This is a genomic window from Terrirubrum flagellatum (assembly GCF_022059845.1).
GTDB lineage: Bacteria > Pseudomonadota > Alphaproteobacteria > Rhizobiales > Beijerinckiaceae > Terrirubrum > Terrirubrum flagellatum.
Map to the genome: position 1 here is coordinate 209,434 of NZ_CP091854.1, position 20,363 is coordinate 229,796.

A 20,363-nucleotide genomic window follows, 5' to 3' on the forward strand; every position below is an offset into this window, starting at 1 on the left:
CGAAACGTCGTGGAGGCGAAGCGCTGCTCTACTTCAACGGCACGCGCCGATTGAGCTGATCCTGAAGCTCTTTCAGGATCGCTTCCGTCGGGCGGTCCGAATTGATCAACCGCATGCCGCTTTCACCAACCATTTTCGCGATCTGATTGTAGTTGGTGCGCGCCGCATCCGTCGTCGGGAAGATGTTGACGGCGGCCTCCGACGCTTTCGCGGCGAGCGCGATCATTGGATCGGCGGCCGCCATGTCAGGCGTGAAGGAACCCTTGCGCGGCGCCGGGACCTTGATCGCCTGCGTGTATTTCGTCTGCCATTCCGGCTTCGAGATCATCTCGATGAATTCCCACACGAGCTGCTGCCGCTGCGGATCGAGCTTCGCCGGAATGTGGATCGAGTTGCTGGTGCCACCGGGAATGACGGGAAACGGCATCATCGCGGCTTTGAGATTGGCGCGCGTCGCCTCCGGCGCCGTCTTGATCTGGCTCGAGAAGAATGCGCCGTCGCGGAACATCGCGACCTTGCCGTCGATATAGAGCTGCCGCATTGCTTCTGACGACACGCCCTTCGGCGCATTCTTCACCGCGACGCGAAACTGGTCGAGCGCCTTCACGACCTCAGGCGCCGTGAAATTATAGCCGCCGTCTTTTGTGAACAGGGACGCGCCGCTGCCGGTAACCCAGCTCGCCCAATCGACGAAGATATTGGGATGCTCTGATGTCGTGGCGCCCCAGCCGAAAATTCCCTTGTCTGGTTTGGTGATCGCCTGGATGGCCTTGATCAGTTCATCCGGCGTCCTGGGCACATCGACGCCGGCCTCCTTCAGCATCGCCTCGTTGTAGTAGAGCAGCATGCCGTAGCCGAGCAGCAGCACGCCCTCTGTCTTGCCGTCCCACACGAGCTCCGACTGCAGCGAGCTGAAATTCTGTTTGATGTCGGTTTTGGCGAGAAGATCGTCGATGGGTTTCAGCCAACCCTGCGAAGCGAAGGACGCGAAATTGCGGATCGGCAGATGCACGATGTCGGGCGGATTGCCGCCGGCGAAGCGCACCGTCAGCTTGTCCACATATTCGCGGAACGGCACCTGATATTTCTTGATCATCACGCCGGGATGGGCCGCCTCGAATGCTTTCGTCGCCTCGGTCCAGAACTCGGCTGGGCCGGGCTCCTCGGCCTGCCAAGTCGGAAAATCGAGCTCCACCTTGGTTTGGGCGTGGGCGGCGGGCGCGAGCAGGCAGGCAAGTGCGGTCGCCAGCGCGGTCAGTCTCATCAGTTTCCTCCTGTCGCTGCCGGCCGCCTTTCCGTGGGCGGTCCGTGTCGTCGTCGGTTTGCCGGCGCCTCCGCGCCGACTTGCTCATTGTCGCCAAACCGACTAGCTGTCCCCGGCTTGTTTCATAATATGATCATAATGTCCACATGGGAGGAGCCGGTGAGAATTGCGAAGGTCGACCACTGGCTCGTGCGCATGCCGCTGGCCGAGACCATCCTCTGGGGATCGGGCAAGCGCTCGGGAACCACGCGCCTCATCGTCCGGATCGAAACCGACGACGGGGGCGTCGGTTGGGGCGAGAGCATCTCGTTGCTCGACGCAGTCCCGGCGGTGTTCGCGAACGTCGTGGCGAAGCTCGCGATCGGCTATCCCGTCGCCGATGTGGAGCGGCTGCACCGCAACGTGTTCGGCGCCGGCTATTATCATCACAAGCGCGCGGCCGTGATGGCGACGGCGGCGCTCGAAATGGCGATGTGGGACGCGCTGGGCCGCAGGGCCGGCCTGCCGCTCTGGGCGATGTGGGGCGGCAAATGGCGCGAACGCGTCGAGGCCTCGGCCTATATTTTCGTCAGCGACCCCGCGAAGGTGACGGACACGGCGAAGCGCTTTCTCGATCAGGGCTTCGAGACCTTCAAGATCAAGATCGGCGTCTCCATGGCGAGCGATATTCCGCTGGTCGAGGCCGTGCGCAAAGTGGTGGGCGGGCGCGACGTGCGCGCCGACGTCAACGGCGCCTGGACGCCGGGAACCGCGCGCCGTCAGCTTGCAAAGCTTGGCGACTATGATCTCGCCTATGTCGAACAGCCGCTGGAGCTTGATGATCTCGAAGGGCACGCGGAATTGCGTCGCTGCCAGCTCGTTCCGATCGCGCTCGATGAGAGCGCCTATACGCTGAGCGATGTCGGCAACATCGTGCGATCAGGCGCGGCCGATGTGGTGCTGCTTGATCCGCATGAGGCCGGCGGGCTGTGGCCTGTCATCAAGCAGGCGGCGATCTGCGAATCCGTCAGCATTCCCGTGACGCTGCATTCCGGCGGCGAGCTTGCGCTGTCGCAGGCGGCCTATGTTCATCTCGCCGCGTCGATCCCGAATATGTCGCTCGCGATCGACACCGAGCAGACCTATCTCGCCGGCGACATCGCGCCAGATGGCCCGAAGCTCGATCGCGGCGGGTTCACGCCGCCGGAGCGGCCGGGCCTCGGCGTCGAGCCGGATATTTCGCTGATTGAACGCTACAAGGTCGACGAGATCAGCGGCGCCTATCTCGACCCTGACAAGCCCGGCTGGTTTCCGGTGAAGCCCGCCTACTGAGCTCGCTCAATTGTGTGTGTTGATCCCTTGCTCGCCCGTTCGCCGGCCTTCAGTCTGCGTTGATTGGTTGAACGCCATCGGCGACTGGGGAAGGTCCATGACGAGAATTCGTTTCAAGCTTCTCTTGTCGGCCGCCTTCATGTCCGTGGCCGCCGTCCAGGCGCAACAATCAACGGCTCCGCCCACGCCGCCCTTCATCAACTGGAGCGCCGTGCAAATCAAGACAACGAATTTGGGGCGCGAAACCTATATGCTTGAAGGGCAAGGCGGAAATATCACCGTCGCTGTGGGAAGCGATGGCGTCATCATGATTGACGGACAGTTTGCGCCGCTCTCCGACAAAATAAAGGCGGCGATCAAGGAGATCACGCCGCTGCCGATCAAATATCTCGTGAACACCCATTATCATGGAGATCACACGGGCGGGAACGACAACTTCGCCAAGGATGGCGCGGTCATCGTCGCGCATGACAATATCCGCGTGCGGCTCGCGGCGGGGACCAGGCCAGGTTTGGGCGGCCCGCCGACTCCGCCGCGCGCCGCGGAAGCGCTTCCCACGATGACTTACGTCGGCGGTTCCGTCACCCTTGAGGTGGGAGGGCGGAAGGCGCGGCTCACCCATGTGGCGAACGCGCATACTGATGGCGACACATGGGTTTATTTCGCGGACGCGAATGTGCTGGCGCCCGGCGACACAGTGAATAATCTCAAGCGCTATCAAAATATCGACTTCGCCAATGGCGGCGACGTTCGCGGGATGATCCGCGCGACAGAGACCTATCTCAAGCTGGCGAATGACGAGACCAAGGTTGTCGTCGGGCATGGGCCGCTCGCATCGAAAGCGGATATCCTCGAATTCCACGATATGCTTGTCATCTCGCGAGACCGTATCCAGAAGCTGTTTGATGAAGGAAAGACCGAGCAGGAAGTGATTGATCTGAAGCCGCTGGCCGATCTCGACGTCAAATGGGCTGAGGGCAATCCTCAACTGGCCATCAATCACATTCGCAATGTCTATAATTCCTTCAAGCGCCTTTGAAGCCTGAGAGGCAATTTCCGAAGATTCTCGAATGGTCGCAATTTTGAGGGAACGGGCGGCGGAAGCTTGTTTTCCCGCCCGCCTTCGGGGAGCGGCCGGGCCTCGGCGTCGAGCCCGACACTTCGCTGATCGAACGCTACAAGGTCGACGGCATCAGCGGCGCCTATCTCGACCCTGACACACCCGGCTGGTTTCCGACGAAGCCCGCCTATTGAGGCGGGCCTGTCACAGGCGCAATATCCATGTTATTGTTCGGACATGGAAAAAGCCGACATCCTCGCCACGTTGCGCGCGCACGAAGTCGACCTTCGGTCGCGCGGCGTGCGTCACGCCGCTCTGTTCGGTTCAGTCGCGCGCGGCGAGGCTCGCGCCAGCAGCGACATCGATATTCTCGTCGAGATCGAGCCTGAAGCGGTGCGTGACGTCTATTCCTATGCCGCGCTCAAGACCTATATCGCCGACTTTTTCGACGCGCCCGTCGATGTGGTCGATCGCGCCGCGCTGAAGCCGGGCCTTCGCGGTCCCGCGGAAGCCGACGCTGTCTATGCGTTCTGAGGTCGCTATCTCGTGGCGCGATCTAGCGGATATTGAGCGCGATATCGTGGAAGCCGGCAAGCTTATGGAAGACGTCCCTTTCGACGAGTTCTGTGAGAACAGCTTAGACTGTTATGACGTGATGCGTCGTCTTGAGGTCATCTCAAGCGGCTCACAGCGCGTCCGCAGCCTCCTCGAAGATCGTCATCCTGAAATTCGTTGGGATGCTTTGGCTGCCGCTCGAAAAATTCACGACCCTAGCGATCCTGTCCATCAGATGGCTTGGCAAAACGTCATGGAAGGCTTGTCAGGCTTGAGCCGCGCGATCGGAGATGAGCTTGGGCGAATTGAAGATGGCGGTGCACTCTAGCGCGTCGCACGCACTCACCCGACAGTCTGGCTCGCAATATCCTTCGGCGCCTTTGTCAGCACCTCGGGCGCCGCGCCGACGACGACCGTGTCGTCATGGCGGAATCCACCGAGGCCCCATTCATAGATTCCGGGCTCGGCGGAATAGACCTCGTTTGCGATCAGCGCGCGATTGTTGAACGCCATATCCTCGGGGAATTCGTGGCCAAGCACGCCCATGCCATGGCCGGTGCGATGCAGGATGAGATGGGCGACGCCCTCGCGTTCGAGAACCGCCTGCGCCGCAGCGTCAATTCCCGATACGGGCCGGCCGGCGACGACGGCTTCGCAGGCCGCTTCGTTGGCGGCGCGCGACGCCTCGAACAGTTTAGTCTGCCGCTGCGAAGGCTTGCCGCAGAACCAGGTGCGTTCATTCTCGACGACGAGGCCGTTGATGCGCGGAATGACGATGTTGACGAGGCCATGGCCCGCTTCGATGCGCGCGCCTGAAGAACGGCCGTCGCCATGCGGCGCGCAACTCGCCGGCCCCGACAATGTCCAGCAGCGCATGATTTCGAGATGTTCGCCGGGAAAGCGCCGCGCCGATTCCTCGGCCATCAGAGCCGCCATCGACATGTCGAGCTCCTGCACGAGACGGCCCGGCCTGATGTTTTCGCGATAGCGGTCCTGCACCCAGTCGGAGAGGCCGGCGATCCCGCGCATCAGCGCGATCTCGTCCTCATGCTTCACCCAGCGCAACGCGCGGCAATCGGCCGTCGCGGTTTCGATCTTGAGATGTGGCAGCGCCGTAGTGAGTTTCGCAAAGGGTCCGCCGCCGGCGTCGACGGCGATGCGCGCCTTGTGCAGGCCGCGCTGCTTCAATTTTTCCGCGACGAGATCGACCCACTGGCTCGCCAGCGGCAGGCGCGCGCCGACGCGCGGATGTTCGGCGTAGAAGGAGGCGTCGGTCACCCACAGGCGCTGCCCCTCGCGGGTGAAGCGCCAATGGTTCGTCGACAGCTCGTTCAGAATGGCGAAGGGCTCGCCATTGCGCGGCACGACGCACACGATCGGACGCTCCCAGGGGAGAACGTCCGTCTGGAAATTCGTAGCGAACTGGAAGAAGTCGGCCTGGGTGAAAGCGATGGCGTCGAAGGCTTCGCGATCCATCAACTCCCGCATCAGTCCGAAACGATAGTCCCGGACGGCGGAGCCAAGAAACGCCATCGGGGATTACGCGCCGACCGCGTCGGTGACGCACTTCTTGGTGAAGCTGGTCTTGGCGGCGCCGTTGAGTTTCTTCTCGGCGGCGGAGGTGTCGCAGGTCTTGGCCGCGTCGCTCTCGCACTTCTTCATGAAGCTGGTGAGCGCCGCGCCGGCGAGCTTCTTCTCGGTCGCGGAGGCCTTGCAGGTGTCGGCGGCGGACGCCGCCCCGATGGTGAGGATGAGCGAAGTGGCGATGAGAGCAATGCGCATGGGGTTGTCCTCCTCCTGGGAATGGCAGCCTAGGTCCGTCGCCTGAGTCGGATCAAGGGCGCCTCGCAGGACCGATCGCCGCAAGCTCTTGGCGCGCCGGGCATTTGACGGGGGCCGGCGGTCGCCTACAAGGCGAGCGTCTGAGATCGAGGCGCGGTTGGCGAGAAAACTTCCTCCTTTTGCGGCGTTGCGCGCCTTCGAAGCGCTGGCCCGGAACGGCAGCCTCGCGGCGACTGCCGAGGAGCTGCTGATTTCGCCATCGGCGGTGAGCCATCAGGTCAAGGCGCTCGAAGTGTTCGTCGGCGCGAAGCTCCTGATCCGCGGCGCGTCCGGCATGAAGCTGACCGAACCGGGCCGGGCGCTGTTCGCCGGCCTCGTTGAGGCGCTCGACAAGATCGAGGCCAGCACGATGGGCGTCGCGGACTATCGCGAGGCCGGTTCGCTGACCGTGCATCTCTATCATTCGCTGGCGCAGCTCTGGCTCATCCCGCAGCTTTCGGAATTCCTCGACAGCAATCCCGGCCTCGCCGTGACCTGCGTCACCAAGCCGGAGGAGGTCGATTTCTCCGGCTCGACCGTCGACGTGGCGATCCGCTACGCCCGCGAACGGCCGGCGGAGCCGCTGGCGGAGAAGCTGATCGACGAGGTGATCTATCCCGTCGTCTCGCCGGGCTATCTCCGCAGCAGCGGCCCGATCGAGACGCCGCAGGATCTCATCGGCAAGCGGCTGATCGGCTGCGAGCACCAGATCCAGGAATGGGCCTATTGGTTCGAGGCGGTCGGGATCGACCCCGCCAACGGCCGGCCGCAGATCGTGTTCGACACGCGCAATCAGGCGCTGCAGGCGGCGGCGGAAGGCATCGGCGTCGCCATCAACCGCCGTCCCTCAGGCGACCTCATGATGCAGCGCGGCATCCTTGTCGCTCCGGTCGACATGCGGATTGCGACCGGCATGGCCTATTACATTATCGCGCCCCAGCGCTCGGCGACGTCGCCGCGGGTCAAGCTGTTCTCGGCCTGGCTGGCCTCGATCAGCGCCGGGCTGCGCGACGAGGCGGCGCACAAATAGCAGGCGGGGGCGCCGCGCCATTGCGCGCGCCGCCCTTCTCCCGATGCAAACCGCCCTCCGATTCACGCCGCTTGAATTTTTTCAAATTGATGACGCGCCCCAGCGCTCTAGCCTGTCTCTTGTGATCATGTCGGCCTCTTCAATTCCCCGCGTCCGCGCCAGCGATGGCGCGCGGCCGAACGCGCGGCTGATCTGATGGACCTCTATTCCGGCTGGCGCCTCGCAAAGGAGGCTCTTGGAGGCCATCTCGGCTGGAAGCCGGCCTGGCGCGACGCCGCGCCGAAAGCGCAGTACCAGGTCGTGATCGTCGGCGGCGGCGGCCACGGTCTCGCGACCGCCTATCGCCTGGCGAAGGAATATGGCGTCACCGACGTCGCCGTGCTTGAGAAGGGCGCGATCGGTCTCGGCAATGTCGGCCGCAACACGACGATCATTCGCTCGAACTATTTCTCGTCGGAGAATGTCCGCTTCTACGAAACGTCGCTCAAGCTGTGGGAGCGCTTCGAGCAGGAGATGAATTTCAACGCGATGGTCAGCCAGCGCGGAACAATCAATCTCTATCATACCGACGGACAGCGCGATCTCTTCGCTCGTCGCGCCAACACGATGCGGCTGGAAGGCGTCGATGTCGAGCATGTCGACAAGGCCGGCGTGAAGATGCTCGCGCCTCTCGTCGATGTCGAGAATGGCCGCTATCCCGTGCTCGGCGGATTCCTGCAGAAGCGCGGCGGCACAGTGCGGCACGACGCCGTCGCCTGGGGCTACGCCCGCGCCGCCAGCGCGCGCGGCGTCGACATCGTGCAGCAATGCGAGGTGACCGGCGTTCGCCGCGAGGGCGCGCGCGCTGTCGGCGTCGAGACCACGCGCGGCTTCATTGCCGCCGACAAGATCCTGTTCGCGGTCGCCGGCCATTCCTCGCGGCTCGCCGCCATGGCGGGCTTCCGGCTGCCGATCGAAACCCATGTGCTGCAGGCCTTCGTGACCGAAAGCATCAAGCCGACGCTCGATTGCGTCGTCACCTATGGCGCCGGCCATTTCTATGTCAGCCAGTCCGACAAGGGCGGGCTCGTCTTCGGCGGCGCCATCGACGGCTGCAACACCTATGCGCAGCGCGGCGGCTTCACCATGCAGGAGGAGGTGATGGCGGCCGGCGCTACGCTGATGCCGGCGCTGTCGCGCCTGCGCGTGCTGCGCCAGTGGGGCGGCGTGATGGATATGAGCATGGATGGCAATCCCATCATCTCGCGCACGCCGGTCGAAAACCTCTTCGTCAATGGCGGCTGGTGCTATGGCGGCTTCAAGGCGATTCCCGCCGGCGGCGTCGTCACCGCCCATCTCGTCGCGACGGGCAAGCCGCATCCGCTCGGCGCGCATTTCGGACTCGATCGTTTTCGCGAGGGCCGCACCATCGACGAGCGTGGGGTCGGCCCCTCGCCATGGGCGCACTAGGGCCTGTTGACAGTTATGATTTGGAGCGTGGTGTGAGAGCCAATCGTCCAGCTTCAGGAGCGCGATCGCCGAAAGGGTTATTCCCTTTCAAGATCGCGCGACGCCAAGATGGGCGATTGGCGCCACACCCCTTCGGGGCGCGGCGGATTTCGGCTCTGAATGCGTTGAAAAGCCCTTGTGGCGGAGAACGCCACGGCGGTCTTTTCGCCTGTTCAGCGCCAAAATCCGCGTCGCGCCACGCCCAAATCCTAACTGTCAACAGGCCCTAATGCTGCGCATCGCCTGTCCCCATTGCGGCCCGCGCGACGATGTCGAATTCCGTTATCGCGGCGATGCGACGCTTGCGCGTCCGGCGGCGGATGCGGGCGTTGACGCGTTCGCATCCTATGTGTTCGAGCGCGACAATCCCGCCGGCTGGCATGTCGAATGGTGGCAGCATGTGCAGGGATGCCGGCGCGTGCTGAAGGTTGTGCGCCATACGCTGACGCATGAGATCGCCGCCGTCGGCGAGGCGAACGACGAATTGCGCATTCCCGATGCGGGGGCGAAGTCGTGAGCGGCTATCGTCTCGGTTCAGGCGGGCGCGTCGCGCGCGACTCCGCCATCACATTTCGCTTCGATGAGCAGAACTATCACGGCTTTGCCGGTGACACGCTGGCCTCGGCGCTGCTGGCGAACGGCGTGCGGCTGATGGGCCGCAGCTTCAAATATCACCGCCCGCGCGGCGTCATGACTGCGGCCCCCGAAGAGCCATCCGCTTTGGTGGAGCTTGGCGAAGGCGCTAAGCGCTCGCCGAATACGCCTGCGACCATGATCGAGCTGCGCAACGGGCTCGTCGCCGCGAGCCAGAATCGCTGGCCGTCGCTGTCGTTCGATTTCATGTCGATCGGCGGCGCTTTCGCGCGGTTCCTGCCGGCGGGCTTCTACTACAAGACCTTCATGTGGCCGGCCTCGTTCTGGGAAAAGCTTTACGAGCCGGCGATCCGCCGCGCGGCGGGCCTCGGACGCATCGCGGACGGCGCCGATCCCGATCACTATCATCACGTCCATCGCCATTGCGATATTCTCATCGTCGGAAGCGGCGCCGCAGGGCTTGCTGCGGCGCGCGAAGCGTCGGCTTCCGGCGCGCGTGTGATCCTCGCTGAACAGGATTTTGAGCTGGGCGGCGGCCTCCTCGTCGAGCCCGGTATGGCCGACGACCTCAAGGCGCAGATCGCGGCGCTCGCGTCGCGCGACAATCTGGAAATTCTCACACGCACGACCGTTGTCGCCGCCTACGACCATGGCGTGTTCGCCGCGATCGAACGCAGTGTTGAAGACACAGGCGCGCGCGAAAGGCTGCATCTCATTCGCGCGCGCCGCGCCATCTTCGCAACGGGTGCGATCGAACGACTCATCGCCTTCCCCGGCAATGATCGGCCGGGCGTGATGCTGGCTTCGGCCGCGCGCGCCTATTGCAATCGCTGGGGCGTCGCGGTCGGCCAGCGCGTCGCTTTGTTCGCGGCGAATGATGACGCCTACGCGACTGCGCGCGATCTTGCCGAGGCTGGAGTCGAGATCGTGGCGATCATCGATCCGAGAACGGACAGCGCCGCGGCAGGCGAAGCTGTGAAGGCTGGGCTGACCGTGATGCCCGGCTGCGAAGTGAGCGGCGTCGATGCCGGCCGCGATGGCGTGCGCGCCATCCGCGTGCGCCGCCGCAATGGCGCGCCTGTCGCAACCGTGATCGCCGATGCGCTGTGCGTGTCGGGTGGATTTTCGCCGCATGCGCATCTCGCCAGCCAGGCGCAGACGCCGCTCGTGTGGCGCAACGATATTTCCGCCTTTGCGCCCGGCGAAGAAACGGGCCTCACGCGCTCCGCCGGCGCTGCGCGCGGAATTTTCGGCGTCGCGCGCGCGGCTGCCAATGGCGCGGACATCGGGCGCGCGGTCGCGGCGTCGCTGGGTTTCGCCGCAAGCGTGGCATCGGCACCGGAAGAGAAAACAGTGCCAGCCGCGAACACCTTTCCGCTCTGGGAAGTCCGCGCAGACGGAAAATCCTTCGTCGATCTCCAGAACGACGTCACCGCCGATGATATCAGGCTCGCGCATCGCGAAGGCTACACCCATGTCGAGCACGCCAAGCGTTACACGACGCATGGCATGGCGACGGATCAGGGGAAGATCGGCGGGCTTGTCGGCTCCGCGGTGCTGGCGGACGCGCGCGGCGAGCCGATCGCGAAGGTTGGTCTCTCGCGCATGCGGCCTTATGCGCAGCCCGCCACATGGGGCGCGCTCGCGGGCGCCGATGTTGGCGCGCATTTCAAGCCGAAGCGCCGGCTGCCTTTGCATGACTGGCACGCGCGCAACGGCGCCGTGTTCACCAATATCGGAATCTGGCTGCGGCCTCTCGTCTATTCCCCCGCTGGCGACACAAGCTGGGGGCCGGTGCTGGACGAGGCGCGCGCTGCGCGGCGTTCGGTCGGCGTCACCGATATGTCCTCGCTCGGCAAGATCGACGTGCAAGGGCCGGACGCGGCGACATTTCTCGATCGCATCTACGCCAACACCTTTTCGACTTTGCCGGTTGGCCGCGCGCGCTATGGAATCATGCTGCGCGAAGACGGCATGATGCTTGATGACGGCACGACGTCGCGGCTCGCGCACGATCATTTCCTCGTCACGGCGACGACGCAGAAAGCGCCTGACGTTCTCGAACATATGGAATGGCATCTCGCGACCGTCTGGCGCGACCTCGATGTGACGCTGACCAATGTTGCGGATCACTGGGCGCAATTCGCCGTCGCGGGACCGAATGCGCGGCGCGTGGTCGAGCGCATCGTCAAAGCCGATATGTCGAACGAGGCCGCGCCTTTCATGGCGGTCGGCGAAGCCGATATCGCCGGCGTTCCCGGCCGCTGGTTTCGCATCTCATTCTCGGGCGAACTCGCTTACGAAGTGGCCGTCCCCGCCTGTCATGCCGAGCATGCCTGGACGGCGATTCTGGAAGCCGGAAAGGAATTCGAGATCAGGCCCTATGCGCTCGACGCGCTCAATGTCATGCGCATCGAGAAGGGACATGTCACCGGCGGCGAGATCAACGGCCAGACCACGGCCGCTGATCTCGGCTTCGGCCGCATGCTGAAGAAGTCGGGCGATTTCGTCGGCGGCGCCTTGAGCCAACGGCCGGGACTTCTCGATCCCGCGCGGTTGCAGCTTGTGGGCCTTGCGCCGGTCGATGTCACGAAGCGCCTGCGCGGCGGCGCGCATTTCGTCGGGCTCGATGGCAAGGCGCCGAGCCAGGGCTATGTCACCGCCGCCTGCATGGCCTGCGAAGGCGAGGGCTGGATCGGCCTCGGCCTTCTCTCGGGCGGTCATGCGCGTCACGGCGAGCGCGTGATCGCGGCGTCGCCTGTTTTTGACGAGTTCATAGAAGTCGTCATCGGCAGCCCGCACCGCGTCGATCCGGAGAATCTTCGTGTCCGCGCCTGAGCCGATGTCGCCGCTCGCCGCTTATCTCAAGCCGCACGCCGCGGAGAGCGCCGGCGTGACGATCTGCGAGCGGCCCGTCGCCTTCGCGGAAATCGTCGCGCGGCGCGGCCGCGCTGCGGAATTGTCCGCGGCGTTGAAGACAGCTTTCGGGTTTGATGCGCCGGCCGCCGGCCGATCCGCGCGCAACGTTGATGTCGAAGCGCTGTGGATCGCGCCTGATACCGTTCTCATTGTTGGCGCAGCGCCGGCGATCTCGCGCCTGCGCAATGCGCTCGCGCGCGATGTCGCGGCCTTCGTCGATCAGAGCGGCGGCTATGGCGTGTTGCGCATTTCTGGTCCCCGCGCGCGCGAAGCGCTCGCAAAGGGCTGCCGCATCGATCTGCATCCGTCGGCCTTCGGATCGGGCCATGTCGCGCGCACGATCATGGCGCAGATGCCCGTCGCCATTCATCAGCTCGATGACGCGCCGACATTCGATCTCATCATTCCCCGGACGCTCGCTGTCTCCTTCGCCGATTTCGTGACAGAATCGGCCGAGGAGTTCGGGTTGAGCGTCCTGCCTCCTCTCCAGTCGAAAGCGGAAACGCCATGAAGAGCCATGCCAGAGTCGTCGTGATCGGCGGCGGCGTCGTCGGATGCTCGGTGCTCTACCATCTCGCGAAAGCGGGCTGGAAAGACCTCGTCCTGCTCGAAAAGAACGAGCTGACCTCGGGCTCGACATGGCACGCGGCCGGCGGCGTCACCACGCTCAATTCCGACGCCAACGTGTCGCGCCTGCAGAAATACACCTTCGATCTCTATCGCGAGCTTGAAGCCGCGACGGGTCTCTCCTGCGGCCTGCACCACAATGGCGGCATCTATCTCGCGGCGACCAATGGCGAGATGGATTTCATCAAATTGATCCACAGCCGCGCGCGCTATCTCAAGATGCAGACGGAGCTGATCTCCGTCGCCGAGGCGAAGAAGCGCAACGTCCTCATCGCCGAAGAATTCTTCAAGGGCGCGCTGTGGCGCGAAGACGGCGGCCATGTCGATCCCTGGATGGTGACGCAGGCCTATGTCGCAGCCGCGAAGGCGCTTGGCGCGGAAGTCGAACGCTTCACGAAAGTCACCGCGCTCGATCAGCAGCCGGATGGCTGGCGCGTCACCACCGACAAGGGCGTGATCGAGGCGGAGCATGTGGTGAACGCCGGCGGCTTATGGGCGCGCGAGGTCGGGCGTCTCGTCGGCCTGTCATTGCCGGTGCTGGCGATGGAGCATCACTACATCGTCACCGAGGCGGTGCCGGAACTCGCGGGCCAGACGCGCGAGATCATCAACACCACCGATTTCGCCGGCGAAATCTATCTCAGGCAGGAAGGGCTGGGCGTTCTCCTCGGCACCTATGAGCAGGCGTCGGTTCCCTGGTCGGAGAAGGTTACGCCCGATGATTTCCACAGCCAACTCCTGCCGAGCGATATCGAGCGCATCGCGCCCGAGCTGGAGCGCGGCTTCAAGCATTTCCCGGCGCTGTCGAAGGTCGGCATCAAGAAATCGGTCAACGGTCCCTTCACTTTTGCGCCGGATGGAAATCCGCTCGTCGGCCCGGTGCAGGGCTTGCCGAATTTCTGGCTCGCCTGCGCCGTGATGGCGGGCTTCAGTCAGGGTGGCGGCATCGGCCTCGTGCTCTCGCGCTGGATGACGGAGAACGATCCCGGTCAGGACGTGCTCGCCATGGACGCCGCGCGCTTCGGCCTCTTCGCCACGCAAAAATATACGCGCATCAAGGTCGAGGAGAATTATCGTCGCCGATTCCGCCTCGCTTATCCCAATGAGGAAATGCCAGCGGCGCGGCCTTATCGGCGCACGCCCGTTTACGACAAGCTCGAACAGAGCGGCGCCGTGTTCGGCGCGAATTTCGGGCTGGAGAACGCGCTGTGGTTCGCGCCCTCCGGCGTCGAACGTTATGAGACTCCGACCTATCGCCGCTCGAACGCCTTCGAGCATGTGCGCGCGGAATGCCATGCGGTGCGCACGTCGGTTGGTCTCTACGAAACCTCGAATTATGCGAAATACGAAATTACCGGCAAGGGCGCGCGCAAATGGCTCGACCACGTTTTCGCCTGTCGCATCCCGAAGCCCGGCCGCATGGCGATCGCGCCGATGCTGAGCCCGCGCGGCCGCATCATCGGCGATCTCTCGATCGCCTGCCTTGCGGAGGATCGTTATCTCATCGTCGGCTCCGGCTTCGCCGAAGCGTTCCACATGCGCTGGTTCTCGCGCTCCAATCCGCCCGATGACGTTTTCGTGCGCAGCGCCTGCTCGACGCTGACGGGATTTGCGATTTCCGGCCCGAATGCGCGCAGCGTGATCCAGAAGCTCGTCGATGACGATATGAGCAACGACAAGTTCAAGTTCTTCGCGGTGCGCGAGACGGCGGTTGGCCTGTCGCCGGCGATTCTGCAGCGCTGCGGCTTCACTGGCGAATTGGGTTACGAACTCTGGGTGACGCCGGATTATCAGGTTCAGCTCTATGACGATCTCATGGAAGCCGGCGCCGAATTCGGCATGAAGCTCTATGGCGGCCGCGCCATCTCCTCGCTCCGGCTTGAAAAGAACTACGGCTCCTTCAACAAGGATTTCCGGCCGGACTACACGCCGGCGGAAACCGGGCTCGACGCTTTCGTCGATTTCGCCAAGCCCGATTTCGTCGGCAAGGCGGCTGTCATGAAGGAAAAGGAAGAAGGGCCGAAGAAGCGTTTCGTGATGATGGTGGTCGATGCGCCGCACGCCGATGTCGTGGGTTATGAGGTGATCCTGAAGAACAGGGAGCCCGTCGGCCATGTCACGTCGGGCGGCTTCGGCCATTGGGTCGGCAAGAGTCTCGCTTGCGGCTATGTCCCGACGGAGCTGGCGCGCGACGGCGAAGAGCTTGCGATCGACATTCTCGGACAGGAGTGCCGCGCCGTGATCACGGCGAAGGCGCTGCATGATCCACAGGGCGGACGCCTGCGCGCATGACGGATGATGCGAGCCCCTGCGTCAATGTCTGCGTGGTCGATCCGGTGACGGGCTTCTGCATCGGTTGCGGACGCACGATCGCGGAAATCGCGGGCTGGATCGGCATGTCGTCGGGGGAGCGCATCGCGGTGAAGGACAAGCTGACGGACCGCCTGAAGACGATGACTTCGCGCGCCGCGCGGAAAGGAGGGCGGAATGCTCGCGCAACGTCTCGCTAAAACGCCGGTGCTGCTCGCCGACGGCGCCACGGGCACCAACCTCTTCGACATGGGGCTGATGTCAGGCGACGCGCCGGAATTGTGGAATGATGTTCATCCCGATCGCATCGGCGCGCTGCATCGCAGTTTCGTCAACGCCGGCGCCGACATCATTCTCACCAATTCCTTCGGCTGCAATGCGCGGCGCCTCAAGCTGCATAACTTGCAGAACCGCACGCATGAACTGAACCGGAAAGCCGCGGAGCTCGCGCGCGAAATCGCCGACGCTTCGGGGCGTCAAGTCGTTGTCGCGGGATCGGTCGGGCCGACGGGCGATCTCTTCACGCCTCTCGGCGCGTTAACCGAAGAAGAAGCGATCGAAGTCTTTGTCGAGCAGATCGAAGGTCTGCGCGATGGCGGCGCGGATGTCGTCTGGATCGAGACCATGTCGGCGGCGGAAGAAATTCGCGCCGCGGCGACCGCGGCCGGCAAGGTCGGCATGCCCTATACGGTGACCGCGAGCTTCGATACGGCGGGCCGGACCATGATGGGCGTGCCGCCGCGCGCGCTGCTCGATTTCGCGACTGCGCTTGCGCCGCCGCCGCTGGCCGTCGGCGCGAATTGCGGCGTCGGCGCGTCCGATCTCGTCGCCTCGATTCTCGCCATGAGCGAGGAAACGCCGGAGACGCCGTTGATCGCGAAAGCGAATGCTGGCGTGCCGACCGTGCATGGCGATCACGTTCATTATTCCGGCACGCCGGAAACCATGTTCGCCTACGCGCATCTCGCGATCGATGCCGGCGCGCGCATCGTCGGCGGCTGCTGCGGCACATCGCCGAAGCATCTCGCGGCGATGCGTCGGGCGCTTGACGCGCATATGAATGGCGCCCGGCCCGAAATGTCCGATGTCGTCGCGGCGCTTGGTCCGCTGGTGTCGCCGCCTTCGGCGCAGGAGCCCGCGGCGAGACGCGGCGCGCGCCGGCGCGGAACAACGTGAGGAGCGCATCATGAGCGAACCCGCAGCTCCCCGCCGTCGCGAACGCGCCCGAGGCGCGCGCTCGACCGGTCCTTCGACCGCGCCGCTGCCGCGGCTCGTCAATCGCTGGGCGCCTGTCGAGATTCTGTCCGTCGAGCAGGTCGAGCGGATCATCGACGCCGGCTATCGCGTGCTCGAGGAAGCGGGCCTCGAAATCCGCAGCGAAAAAGTGCGCGATCTCTATCGCAAGGCTGGCGCGATCGTCGACGATGAGAGCGGCGTCGTCCGCATCGGCCGCGACATCATCGAGGCGCTGCTGCCGCATGCGCCGGAAAGCTTCGTGCTCGGCGCGCGCAACCCCGAACGCGATCTCCATGTCGGCGGCAACGTCGTTAATTTCGGCCCGGTCAATGGCGCGCCGCATATTTCCGATCTCGAGCGCGGCCGTCGTTATGGCGATCTCGAAGCGTTCCGCGATATTCTGAAGATCACACATGCGCTGGGCATCCTGCACTGGCAGGGCGGCGTGGTGGTCGAGCCGGTCGATATTCCCGTGCCCGTGCGCCATCTCGAAATGTATCGCGCGCATATCGAATGCGCCGACATCGTTTGGGGCGCGCGCGGCGTCGGCGCTCCGCAGGCGACGGACGCGATCGCGCTGTCCGCCATTGAGCATCAATGCTCGATCGATGATCTTGCGGCGCGGCCGACGCTCATGTCGATCACCAACGTCAATTCGCCGCGCCGCGTTGACGAGGAAATTCTCGATAACATCATGATCATGGCCGAGCACGGCCAATGCGTCTGCATCACGCCGTTCACGCTGATGGGCGCCATGGCGCCGGTCACGCTCGCCGGCGCGCTGACGCAGCAGACCGCGGAAGCGCTTGGCATCATCGCGCTCTGCCAGATAATCCGGCCGGGCGCGCCCTGCATTCTCGGCGGCTTCACCTCGAACGTGGACATGCGCACGGGCTCGCCGGCTTTCGGCACGCCGGAATATGTCAACGCGACTTTGGCGACGGCGCAGATCGGCAGGCGTCTCAAGCTTCCTGTGCGCACCAGCGCCGTGAACGCCTCGCCTGCGGTCGATGCGCAAGCGACCTATGAGACGGCGTTCTCGCTTTGGGCCGGAATCATGAGCCACAGCCATCTCATCAATCACGCCGCCGGATGGCTCGAAGGCGGTCTCGCGGCGTCGCTCGAGAAGATCGTCGTCGACGCCGAGATGCTGCGCGGCTGGGCCGAGATGCTGAAGCCCGTCGAGTTCACCGATGACGACATCGCGCTCGACGCGATCAAGGAGATCGCGCCGGGCGGACATTTCTTCGGCTCGCCGCACACGCTCGCGCGCTACGAGAACGCGTTCTACCGGCCGATCCTGTCGGACTGGTCGAACTACGAGAACTGGCGCGACGCCGGCGCGAAATCCGCGACCGATCGTTCGCTCGATCTCTGGAAGAAATATCGCGATCAGTATCAGGCGCCGCCGCTCGACCCCGCCGTGGCGGAAGCGGTCGGCGCCTACATTGCCAAACGCAGGGAGGAGATTGGCGCATGAAGATCACCGCCATCCGCGCAACGCCGATCAACCTGCCGATCGAGGCGCCCTATCTCTGGTCCTTCGGCTGGCTGCCCGGTTCGTCGCGCACCGTCGTCGAAGTCGAGACCGACGAGGGGCTCGTGGGGCTCGGCGAAGCGGCCTCCTATCTCGCGGTCGACATCATCAATCGCGCCATCGCGCCGAAACTGATTGGCCGCGATCCCATCGATATCGCCGGCGCGGAATTGCTTTGTCTTCCCGCCTGGCGCGGCGTGACGACGGCGATCGATTTCGGATTGATCCGCGCTTTTGGCGCCGTCGAACTCGCGCTGTGGGACATTAGGGGCAAGGCGTGGGGCCGGCCGCTTTATGATCTGCTTGGCGGCGCGGTGAGGAAAGACATCACCTTCACCGATTATTTCGGCTTCCGCATGAAGCAGGGCGACAAGGGCGGCGAGATGACGCCGGAAGCGGTCGTCGATTACTGCATGGGTCTCAAGGAGACCTGCGGCACCACCTATTTCGAGGGCAAGATTGCGACGCGCGACCCCGGCCCGAGCATCGAGATGATGCGTCAGCTCCGCAAGGCGCTGGGGCGCGATGCGATGTTGCGGCTCGACGCCAACATGTCTTACTCCGTGACGGAGGCGATCCGTATCGCCAAGGCGCTCGAAGACGTCGATATCAGAAACTGGGAGGAACCCTGCGCGACGTTCGAGGAGCTGGCGCTGCTGCGCAAGCACACGGCGATTCCGTTCTCGGTCCACAATATCGACATCCAGCGCGCGGTGGCGCTCGGCACGCCGGAAGCGTTCTGCACCGACGTCAATGTCCATGGCGGCGTCGGCCGCACCTCGCGCTTCATCGGCGCCTGCGAGGCGATGGGCATCGATTTCTGGTGCTATAGCGCCAACACCGGCATCGGCAGCGCAGCCTACATGCATCTCACCGCTTCGCATCAGTGGATTCGCGAGCCGAGCCAGTCGCTGTTCCGCATGCAGCCGCTCGATGTGATCGAGGAAGGTCCGTTCAGGCCTGAGAATAACATCGTGCGCGTGCCGGAGGGGCCGGGACTTGGCGTGACGTTGAGCCGCGAGAAACTTAGCTATTGCCACAAGCTGTTCGTCGATAATGGGCCGATGAACCAGCACTACGATCCGGAAATGGAAGGCCGCTTTCGGCGGCTGCCGCTGGCGTAGATCGCCGGCGCTATTGCTAGAGCATGGCGCGAAAAAGTGGGAACCGGTTTTTCGCGAAAGCCATGCTCTCAATTTTTGGAATCGATCACGTTCCCGCATTTTGATTGTTTCAATCAAAATGCGGCGTGATCCAGGGGAGGGCGATGGCTGAAATCTTCAAGGATTTGCGCAAGCGCGAATATCTCAATGCGGAGGGCGCGGACAAGCCGCTGAAAAGCCCGCTCCCGCATGAGACGCTGATGCGCGCGCGCGCTTACCGAAAAGAGCGATTGCGCCAGCAGGTCGTCGCGCATGATTGCGCGGCGATCCTGCTCTATGACCCCTGCAACATCCGCTATGCGCTCGACGTGTCGAACATGCAGGTCTGGATGCTGCATAACGCGTCGCACTACGCGCTTCTGTTCGCGGACGGCCGCGGAATCGCCTTTGAGTATCGTCGCTCCGAACATCTGGCGAAGGGCATCGAAACGGTCGACGAGATCCGCACCGCGCGCACCTGGTTCTACATGACCGCGGGCGACCGCGCCGAGGAGCGGCTCAACGCCTGGGCGGATGAGATCGTCGATGCGCTGCGCGAGCGCGGCGGCGGCAACATGCGGCTCGCCGTCGACAAGCTCGAACCGGCCGGCGTCGACGCGTTGCGGAAGCGTGGCGTGACGCTGATCGAGGGGCAGGAGGTCGCGGAGAAGGCGCGCGTCATCAAGAGTGCGGACGAGCTTGCGCTGATGCGCTGGACGATTCGCGTCTGCGAAGCCGGGATGGCGCGCATGTATGAGGCCTCGCTGCCCGGCAAGACCGAGAACGAGATCTGGGCCGAGCTCCATTTCGAGAATGCGCGCTCGGGCGGCGAATGGCTGGAGACGCGGCTTCTCGCCTGCGGCCGTCGCACCAATCCCTGGTTCCAGGAATCGTCCGATGCGGTGTGCGAAGAAGGCGCGATGCTTGCATTCGACACCGACATGATCGGACCCTACGGCTATTGCGCCGACCTCTCGCGCTCATGGACCATCGGCCATGTCAGGCAGTCGCCGCGACAGCGGACTGACTACGCTGCGGCGCGCGAACAGATCGAACATAATGTCAGCGTGCTCCGCGCAGGCATGCCCTTCTCCGAATTCCATGAGAAGTGCTGGAAAATCCCTGAGAAGTATCGCGCCTGCCGTTATGGGCTTGCGCTCCATGGCGTCGGCATGGCGGATGAGTGGCCGTCGGTGCCGAACCATATCGACGCCGAGCGCGCCTATGCCGGCCGCTTGGAAGAGAACATGGTCGTCTGCGTCGAGAGCCTGATCGGCGAGGAGAATGGACCGGAATGCATCAAGCTTGAGACCCAGGTTCTGATCACGGCGAACGGCGCGGAGCCGCTCGACAGCTTTCCATATGAGGAGATTTGAAGCCTGGCTTAGGGATTCCGCTTGCGGCGGCCCGCCCGCTGGTCTTCGATAGAGTCAAGAGAAACGAAATGCCCATCAAACAGGAGGGTTGCC

General features: G+C 64.0%; 18 protein-coding genes. 15 read left to right on the top strand and 3 right to left on the bottom strand.

Annotated elements, in window-relative coordinates; all coding sequences use genetic code 11:
* Nucleotides 1–28 precede the first annotated feature (28 nt).
* A complete protein-coding gene (locus tag L8F45_RS30710; protein ID WP_342364290.1) occupies nucleotides 29–1,264 on the bottom strand; it encodes an ABC transporter substrate-binding protein in 1,236 nt (411 codons plus the stop codon).
* Between the two features lie 159 nt (nucleotides 1,265–1,423).
* Here L8F45_RS30710 and L8F45_RS30715 point away from each other — a divergent pair, with 159 nt between their 5' ends.
* From L8F45_RS30715 to L8F45_RS30730, 4 genes are all read left to right on the top strand, one after another.
* Nucleotides 1,424–2,575 carry a mandelate racemase/muconate lactonizing enzyme family protein gene (locus tag L8F45_RS30715; protein ID WP_342364291.1) on the top strand — a complete coding sequence of 384 codons (1,152 nt, stop codon included), beginning with the start codon at nucleotides 1,424–1,426 and terminating at the stop codon, nucleotides 2,573–2,575.
* Between the two features lie 97 nt (nucleotides 2,576–2,672).
* Entirely contained in the window at nucleotides 2,673–3,614 is a 942-nt protein-coding gene (locus L8F45_RS30720; RefSeq protein WP_342364292.1) for an MBL fold metallo-hydrolase, read from the top strand.
* A gap of 258 nt (nucleotides 3,615–3,872) precedes the next feature.
* Nucleotides 3,873–4,169, top strand: coding sequence for a nucleotidyltransferase family protein (locus tag L8F45_RS30725; protein WP_342364293.1), 297 nt, complete (start codon nucleotides 3,873–3,875; stop codon nucleotides 4,167–4,169).
* A complete protein-coding gene (locus L8F45_RS30730) occupies nucleotides 4,159–4,518 on the top strand; it encodes a ribonuclease HepT family protein (protein WP_342364294.1) in 360 nt (119 codons plus the stop codon). The genes L8F45_RS30725 and L8F45_RS30730 overlap by 11 nt, the downstream gene beginning before the upstream one ends.
* Nucleotides 4,519–4,532: 14 nt before the next feature.
* Here the strand turns inward: L8F45_RS30730 and L8F45_RS30735 are convergent, their stop codons facing one another.
* Complete coding sequence (locus tag L8F45_RS30735) at nucleotides 4,533–5,723, bottom strand: M24 family metallopeptidase (RefSeq protein ID WP_342364295.1); 1,191 nt, start codon at nucleotides 5,721–5,723, stop codon at nucleotides 4,533–4,535.
* A 6-nt stretch (nucleotides 5,724–5,729) separates the two neighbouring features.
* Complete coding sequence (locus L8F45_RS30740; protein WP_342364296.1) at nucleotides 5,730–5,972, bottom strand: PsiF family protein; 243 nt, start codon at nucleotides 5,970–5,972, stop codon at nucleotides 5,730–5,732.
* Between the two features lie 157 nt (nucleotides 5,973–6,129).
* On the opposite strand from L8F45_RS30740, the gene L8F45_RS30745 reads away from it, so the two are divergent.
* The 11 genes from L8F45_RS30745 (at nucleotide 6,130) to L8F45_RS30795 (ending at nucleotide 20,270) form a co-directional block, all read left to right on the top strand.
* A complete protein-coding gene (locus L8F45_RS30745) occupies nucleotides 6,130–7,041 on the top strand; it encodes a LysR substrate-binding domain-containing protein (RefSeq protein ID WP_342364297.1) in 912 nt (303 codons plus the stop codon).
* Nucleotides 7,042–7,236: 195 nt separating this feature from the next.
* Entirely contained in the window at nucleotides 7,237–8,490 is a 1,254-nt protein-coding gene (locus tag L8F45_RS30750) for a sarcosine oxidase subunit beta family protein (RefSeq protein WP_342364298.1), read from the top strand.
* Nucleotides 8,491–8,758: 268 nt separating this feature from the next.
* Nucleotides 8,759–9,046 (top strand): sarcosine oxidase subunit delta, encoded by a 288-nt coding sequence (locus tag L8F45_RS30755; protein WP_342364299.1) that lies wholly within the window; start codon nucleotides 8,759–8,761, stop codon nucleotides 9,044–9,046.
* Nucleotides 9,043–11,961, top strand: coding sequence for a sarcosine oxidase subunit alpha family protein (locus L8F45_RS30760; protein ID WP_342364300.1), 2,919 nt, complete (start codon nucleotides 9,043–9,045; stop codon nucleotides 11,959–11,961). The genes L8F45_RS30755 and L8F45_RS30760 overlap by 4 nt, the downstream gene beginning before the upstream one ends.
* Nucleotides 11,948–12,553: a sarcosine oxidase subunit gamma gene (locus L8F45_RS30765; protein WP_342364301.1), complete on the top strand. Its 606-nt coding sequence runs from the start codon at nucleotides 11,948–11,950 to the stop codon at nucleotides 12,551–12,553. Before L8F45_RS30760 ends, L8F45_RS30765 begins: the two co-directional genes overlap by 14 nt.
* Complete coding sequence (locus L8F45_RS30770) at nucleotides 12,550–14,961, top strand: GcvT family protein (RefSeq protein WP_342364302.1); 2,412 nt, start codon at nucleotides 12,550–12,552, stop codon at nucleotides 14,959–14,961. The genes L8F45_RS30765 and L8F45_RS30770 overlap by 4 nt, the downstream gene beginning before the upstream one ends.
* The gene (locus L8F45_RS30775) at nucleotides 14,958–15,179 is read left to right on the top strand and encodes a DUF1289 domain-containing protein (RefSeq protein WP_342364303.1); all 222 of its coding nucleotides are present in this window, start codon (nucleotides 14,958–14,960) and stop codon (nucleotides 15,177–15,179) included. Before L8F45_RS30770 ends, L8F45_RS30775 begins: the two co-directional genes overlap by 4 nt.
* Nucleotides 15,157–16,155: a betaine--homocysteine S-methyltransferase gene (bmt, locus tag L8F45_RS30780; protein WP_342364304.1), complete on the top strand. Its 999-nt coding sequence runs from the start codon at nucleotides 15,157–15,159 to the stop codon at nucleotides 16,153–16,155. The genes L8F45_RS30775 and bmt overlap by 23 nt, the downstream gene beginning before the upstream one ends.
* Before the next feature lie 10 nt (nucleotides 16,156–16,165).
* Entirely contained in the window at nucleotides 16,166–17,695 is a 1,530-nt protein-coding gene (locus L8F45_RS30785; protein WP_342364305.1) for a trimethylamine methyltransferase family protein, read from the top strand.
* Nucleotides 17,692–18,876, top strand: a complete 1,185-nt coding sequence (locus L8F45_RS30790; RefSeq protein ID WP_342364306.1) for a mandelate racemase/muconate lactonizing enzyme family protein — start codon at nucleotides 17,692–17,694, stop codon at nucleotides 18,874–18,876. The genes L8F45_RS30785 and L8F45_RS30790 overlap by 4 nt, the downstream gene beginning before the upstream one ends.
* A gap of 143 nt (nucleotides 18,877–19,019) precedes the next feature.
* Complete coding sequence (locus L8F45_RS30795; RefSeq protein ID WP_342364307.1) at nucleotides 19,020–20,270, top strand: M24 family metallopeptidase; 1,251 nt, start codon at nucleotides 19,020–19,022, stop codon at nucleotides 20,268–20,270.
* Nucleotides 20,271–20,363 lie beyond the last annotated feature (93 nt).

What these genes read in the sequence shown, in the direction of transcription:
- L8F45_RS30710 (WP_342364290.1), bottom strand. Translation starts at nt 1,264, where the DNA reads ATGAGACTGACCGCGCTGGCGACCGCACTTGCCTGCCTGCTCGCGCCC.
- L8F45_RS30720 (WP_342364292.1), top strand. Translation starts at nt 2,673, where the DNA reads ATGACGAGAATTCGTTTCAAGCTTCTCTTGTCGGCCGCCTTCATGTCC.
- L8F45_RS30725 (WP_342364293.1), top strand. Translation starts at nt 3,873, where the DNA reads ATGGAAAAAGCCGACATCCTCGCCACGTTGCGCGCGCACGAAGTCGAC.
- L8F45_RS30730 (WP_342364294.1), top strand. Translation starts at nt 4,159, where the DNA reads ATGCGTTCTGAGGTCGCTATCTCGTGGCGCGATCTAGCGGATATTGAG.
- L8F45_RS30735 (WP_342364295.1), bottom strand. Translation starts at nt 5,723, where the DNA reads ATGGCGTTTCTTGGCTCCGCCGTCCGGGACTATCGTTTCGGACTGATG.
- L8F45_RS30740 (WP_342364296.1), bottom strand. Translation starts at nt 5,972, where the DNA reads ATGCGCATTGCTCTCATCGCCACTTCGCTCATCCTCACCATCGGGGCG.
- L8F45_RS30750 (WP_342364298.1), top strand. Translation starts at nt 7,237, where the DNA reads ATGGACCTCTATTCCGGCTGGCGCCTCGCAAAGGAGGCTCTTGGAGGC.
- L8F45_RS30755 (WP_342364299.1), top strand. Translation starts at nt 8,759, where the DNA reads ATGCTGCGCATCGCCTGTCCCCATTGCGGCCCGCGCGACGATGTCGAA.
- L8F45_RS30770 (WP_342364302.1), top strand. Translation starts at nt 12,550, where the DNA reads ATGAAGAGCCATGCCAGAGTCGTCGTGATCGGCGGCGGCGTCGTCGGA.
- L8F45_RS30775 (WP_342364303.1), top strand. Translation starts at nt 14,958, where the DNA reads ATGACGGATGATGCGAGCCCCTGCGTCAATGTCTGCGTGGTCGATCCG.
- bmt (WP_342364304.1), top strand. Translation starts at nt 15,157, where the DNA reads ATGCTCGCGCAACGTCTCGCTAAAACGCCGGTGCTGCTCGCCGACGGC.
- L8F45_RS30785 (WP_342364305.1), top strand. Translation starts at nt 16,166, where the DNA reads ATGAGCGAACCCGCAGCTCCCCGCCGTCGCGAACGCGCCCGAGGCGCG.
- L8F45_RS30790 (WP_342364306.1), top strand. Translation starts at nt 17,692, where the DNA reads ATGAAGATCACCGCCATCCGCGCAACGCCGATCAACCTGCCGATCGAG.
- L8F45_RS30795 (WP_342364307.1), top strand. Translation starts at nt 19,020, where the DNA reads ATGGCTGAAATCTTCAAGGATTTGCGCAAGCGCGAATATCTCAATGCG.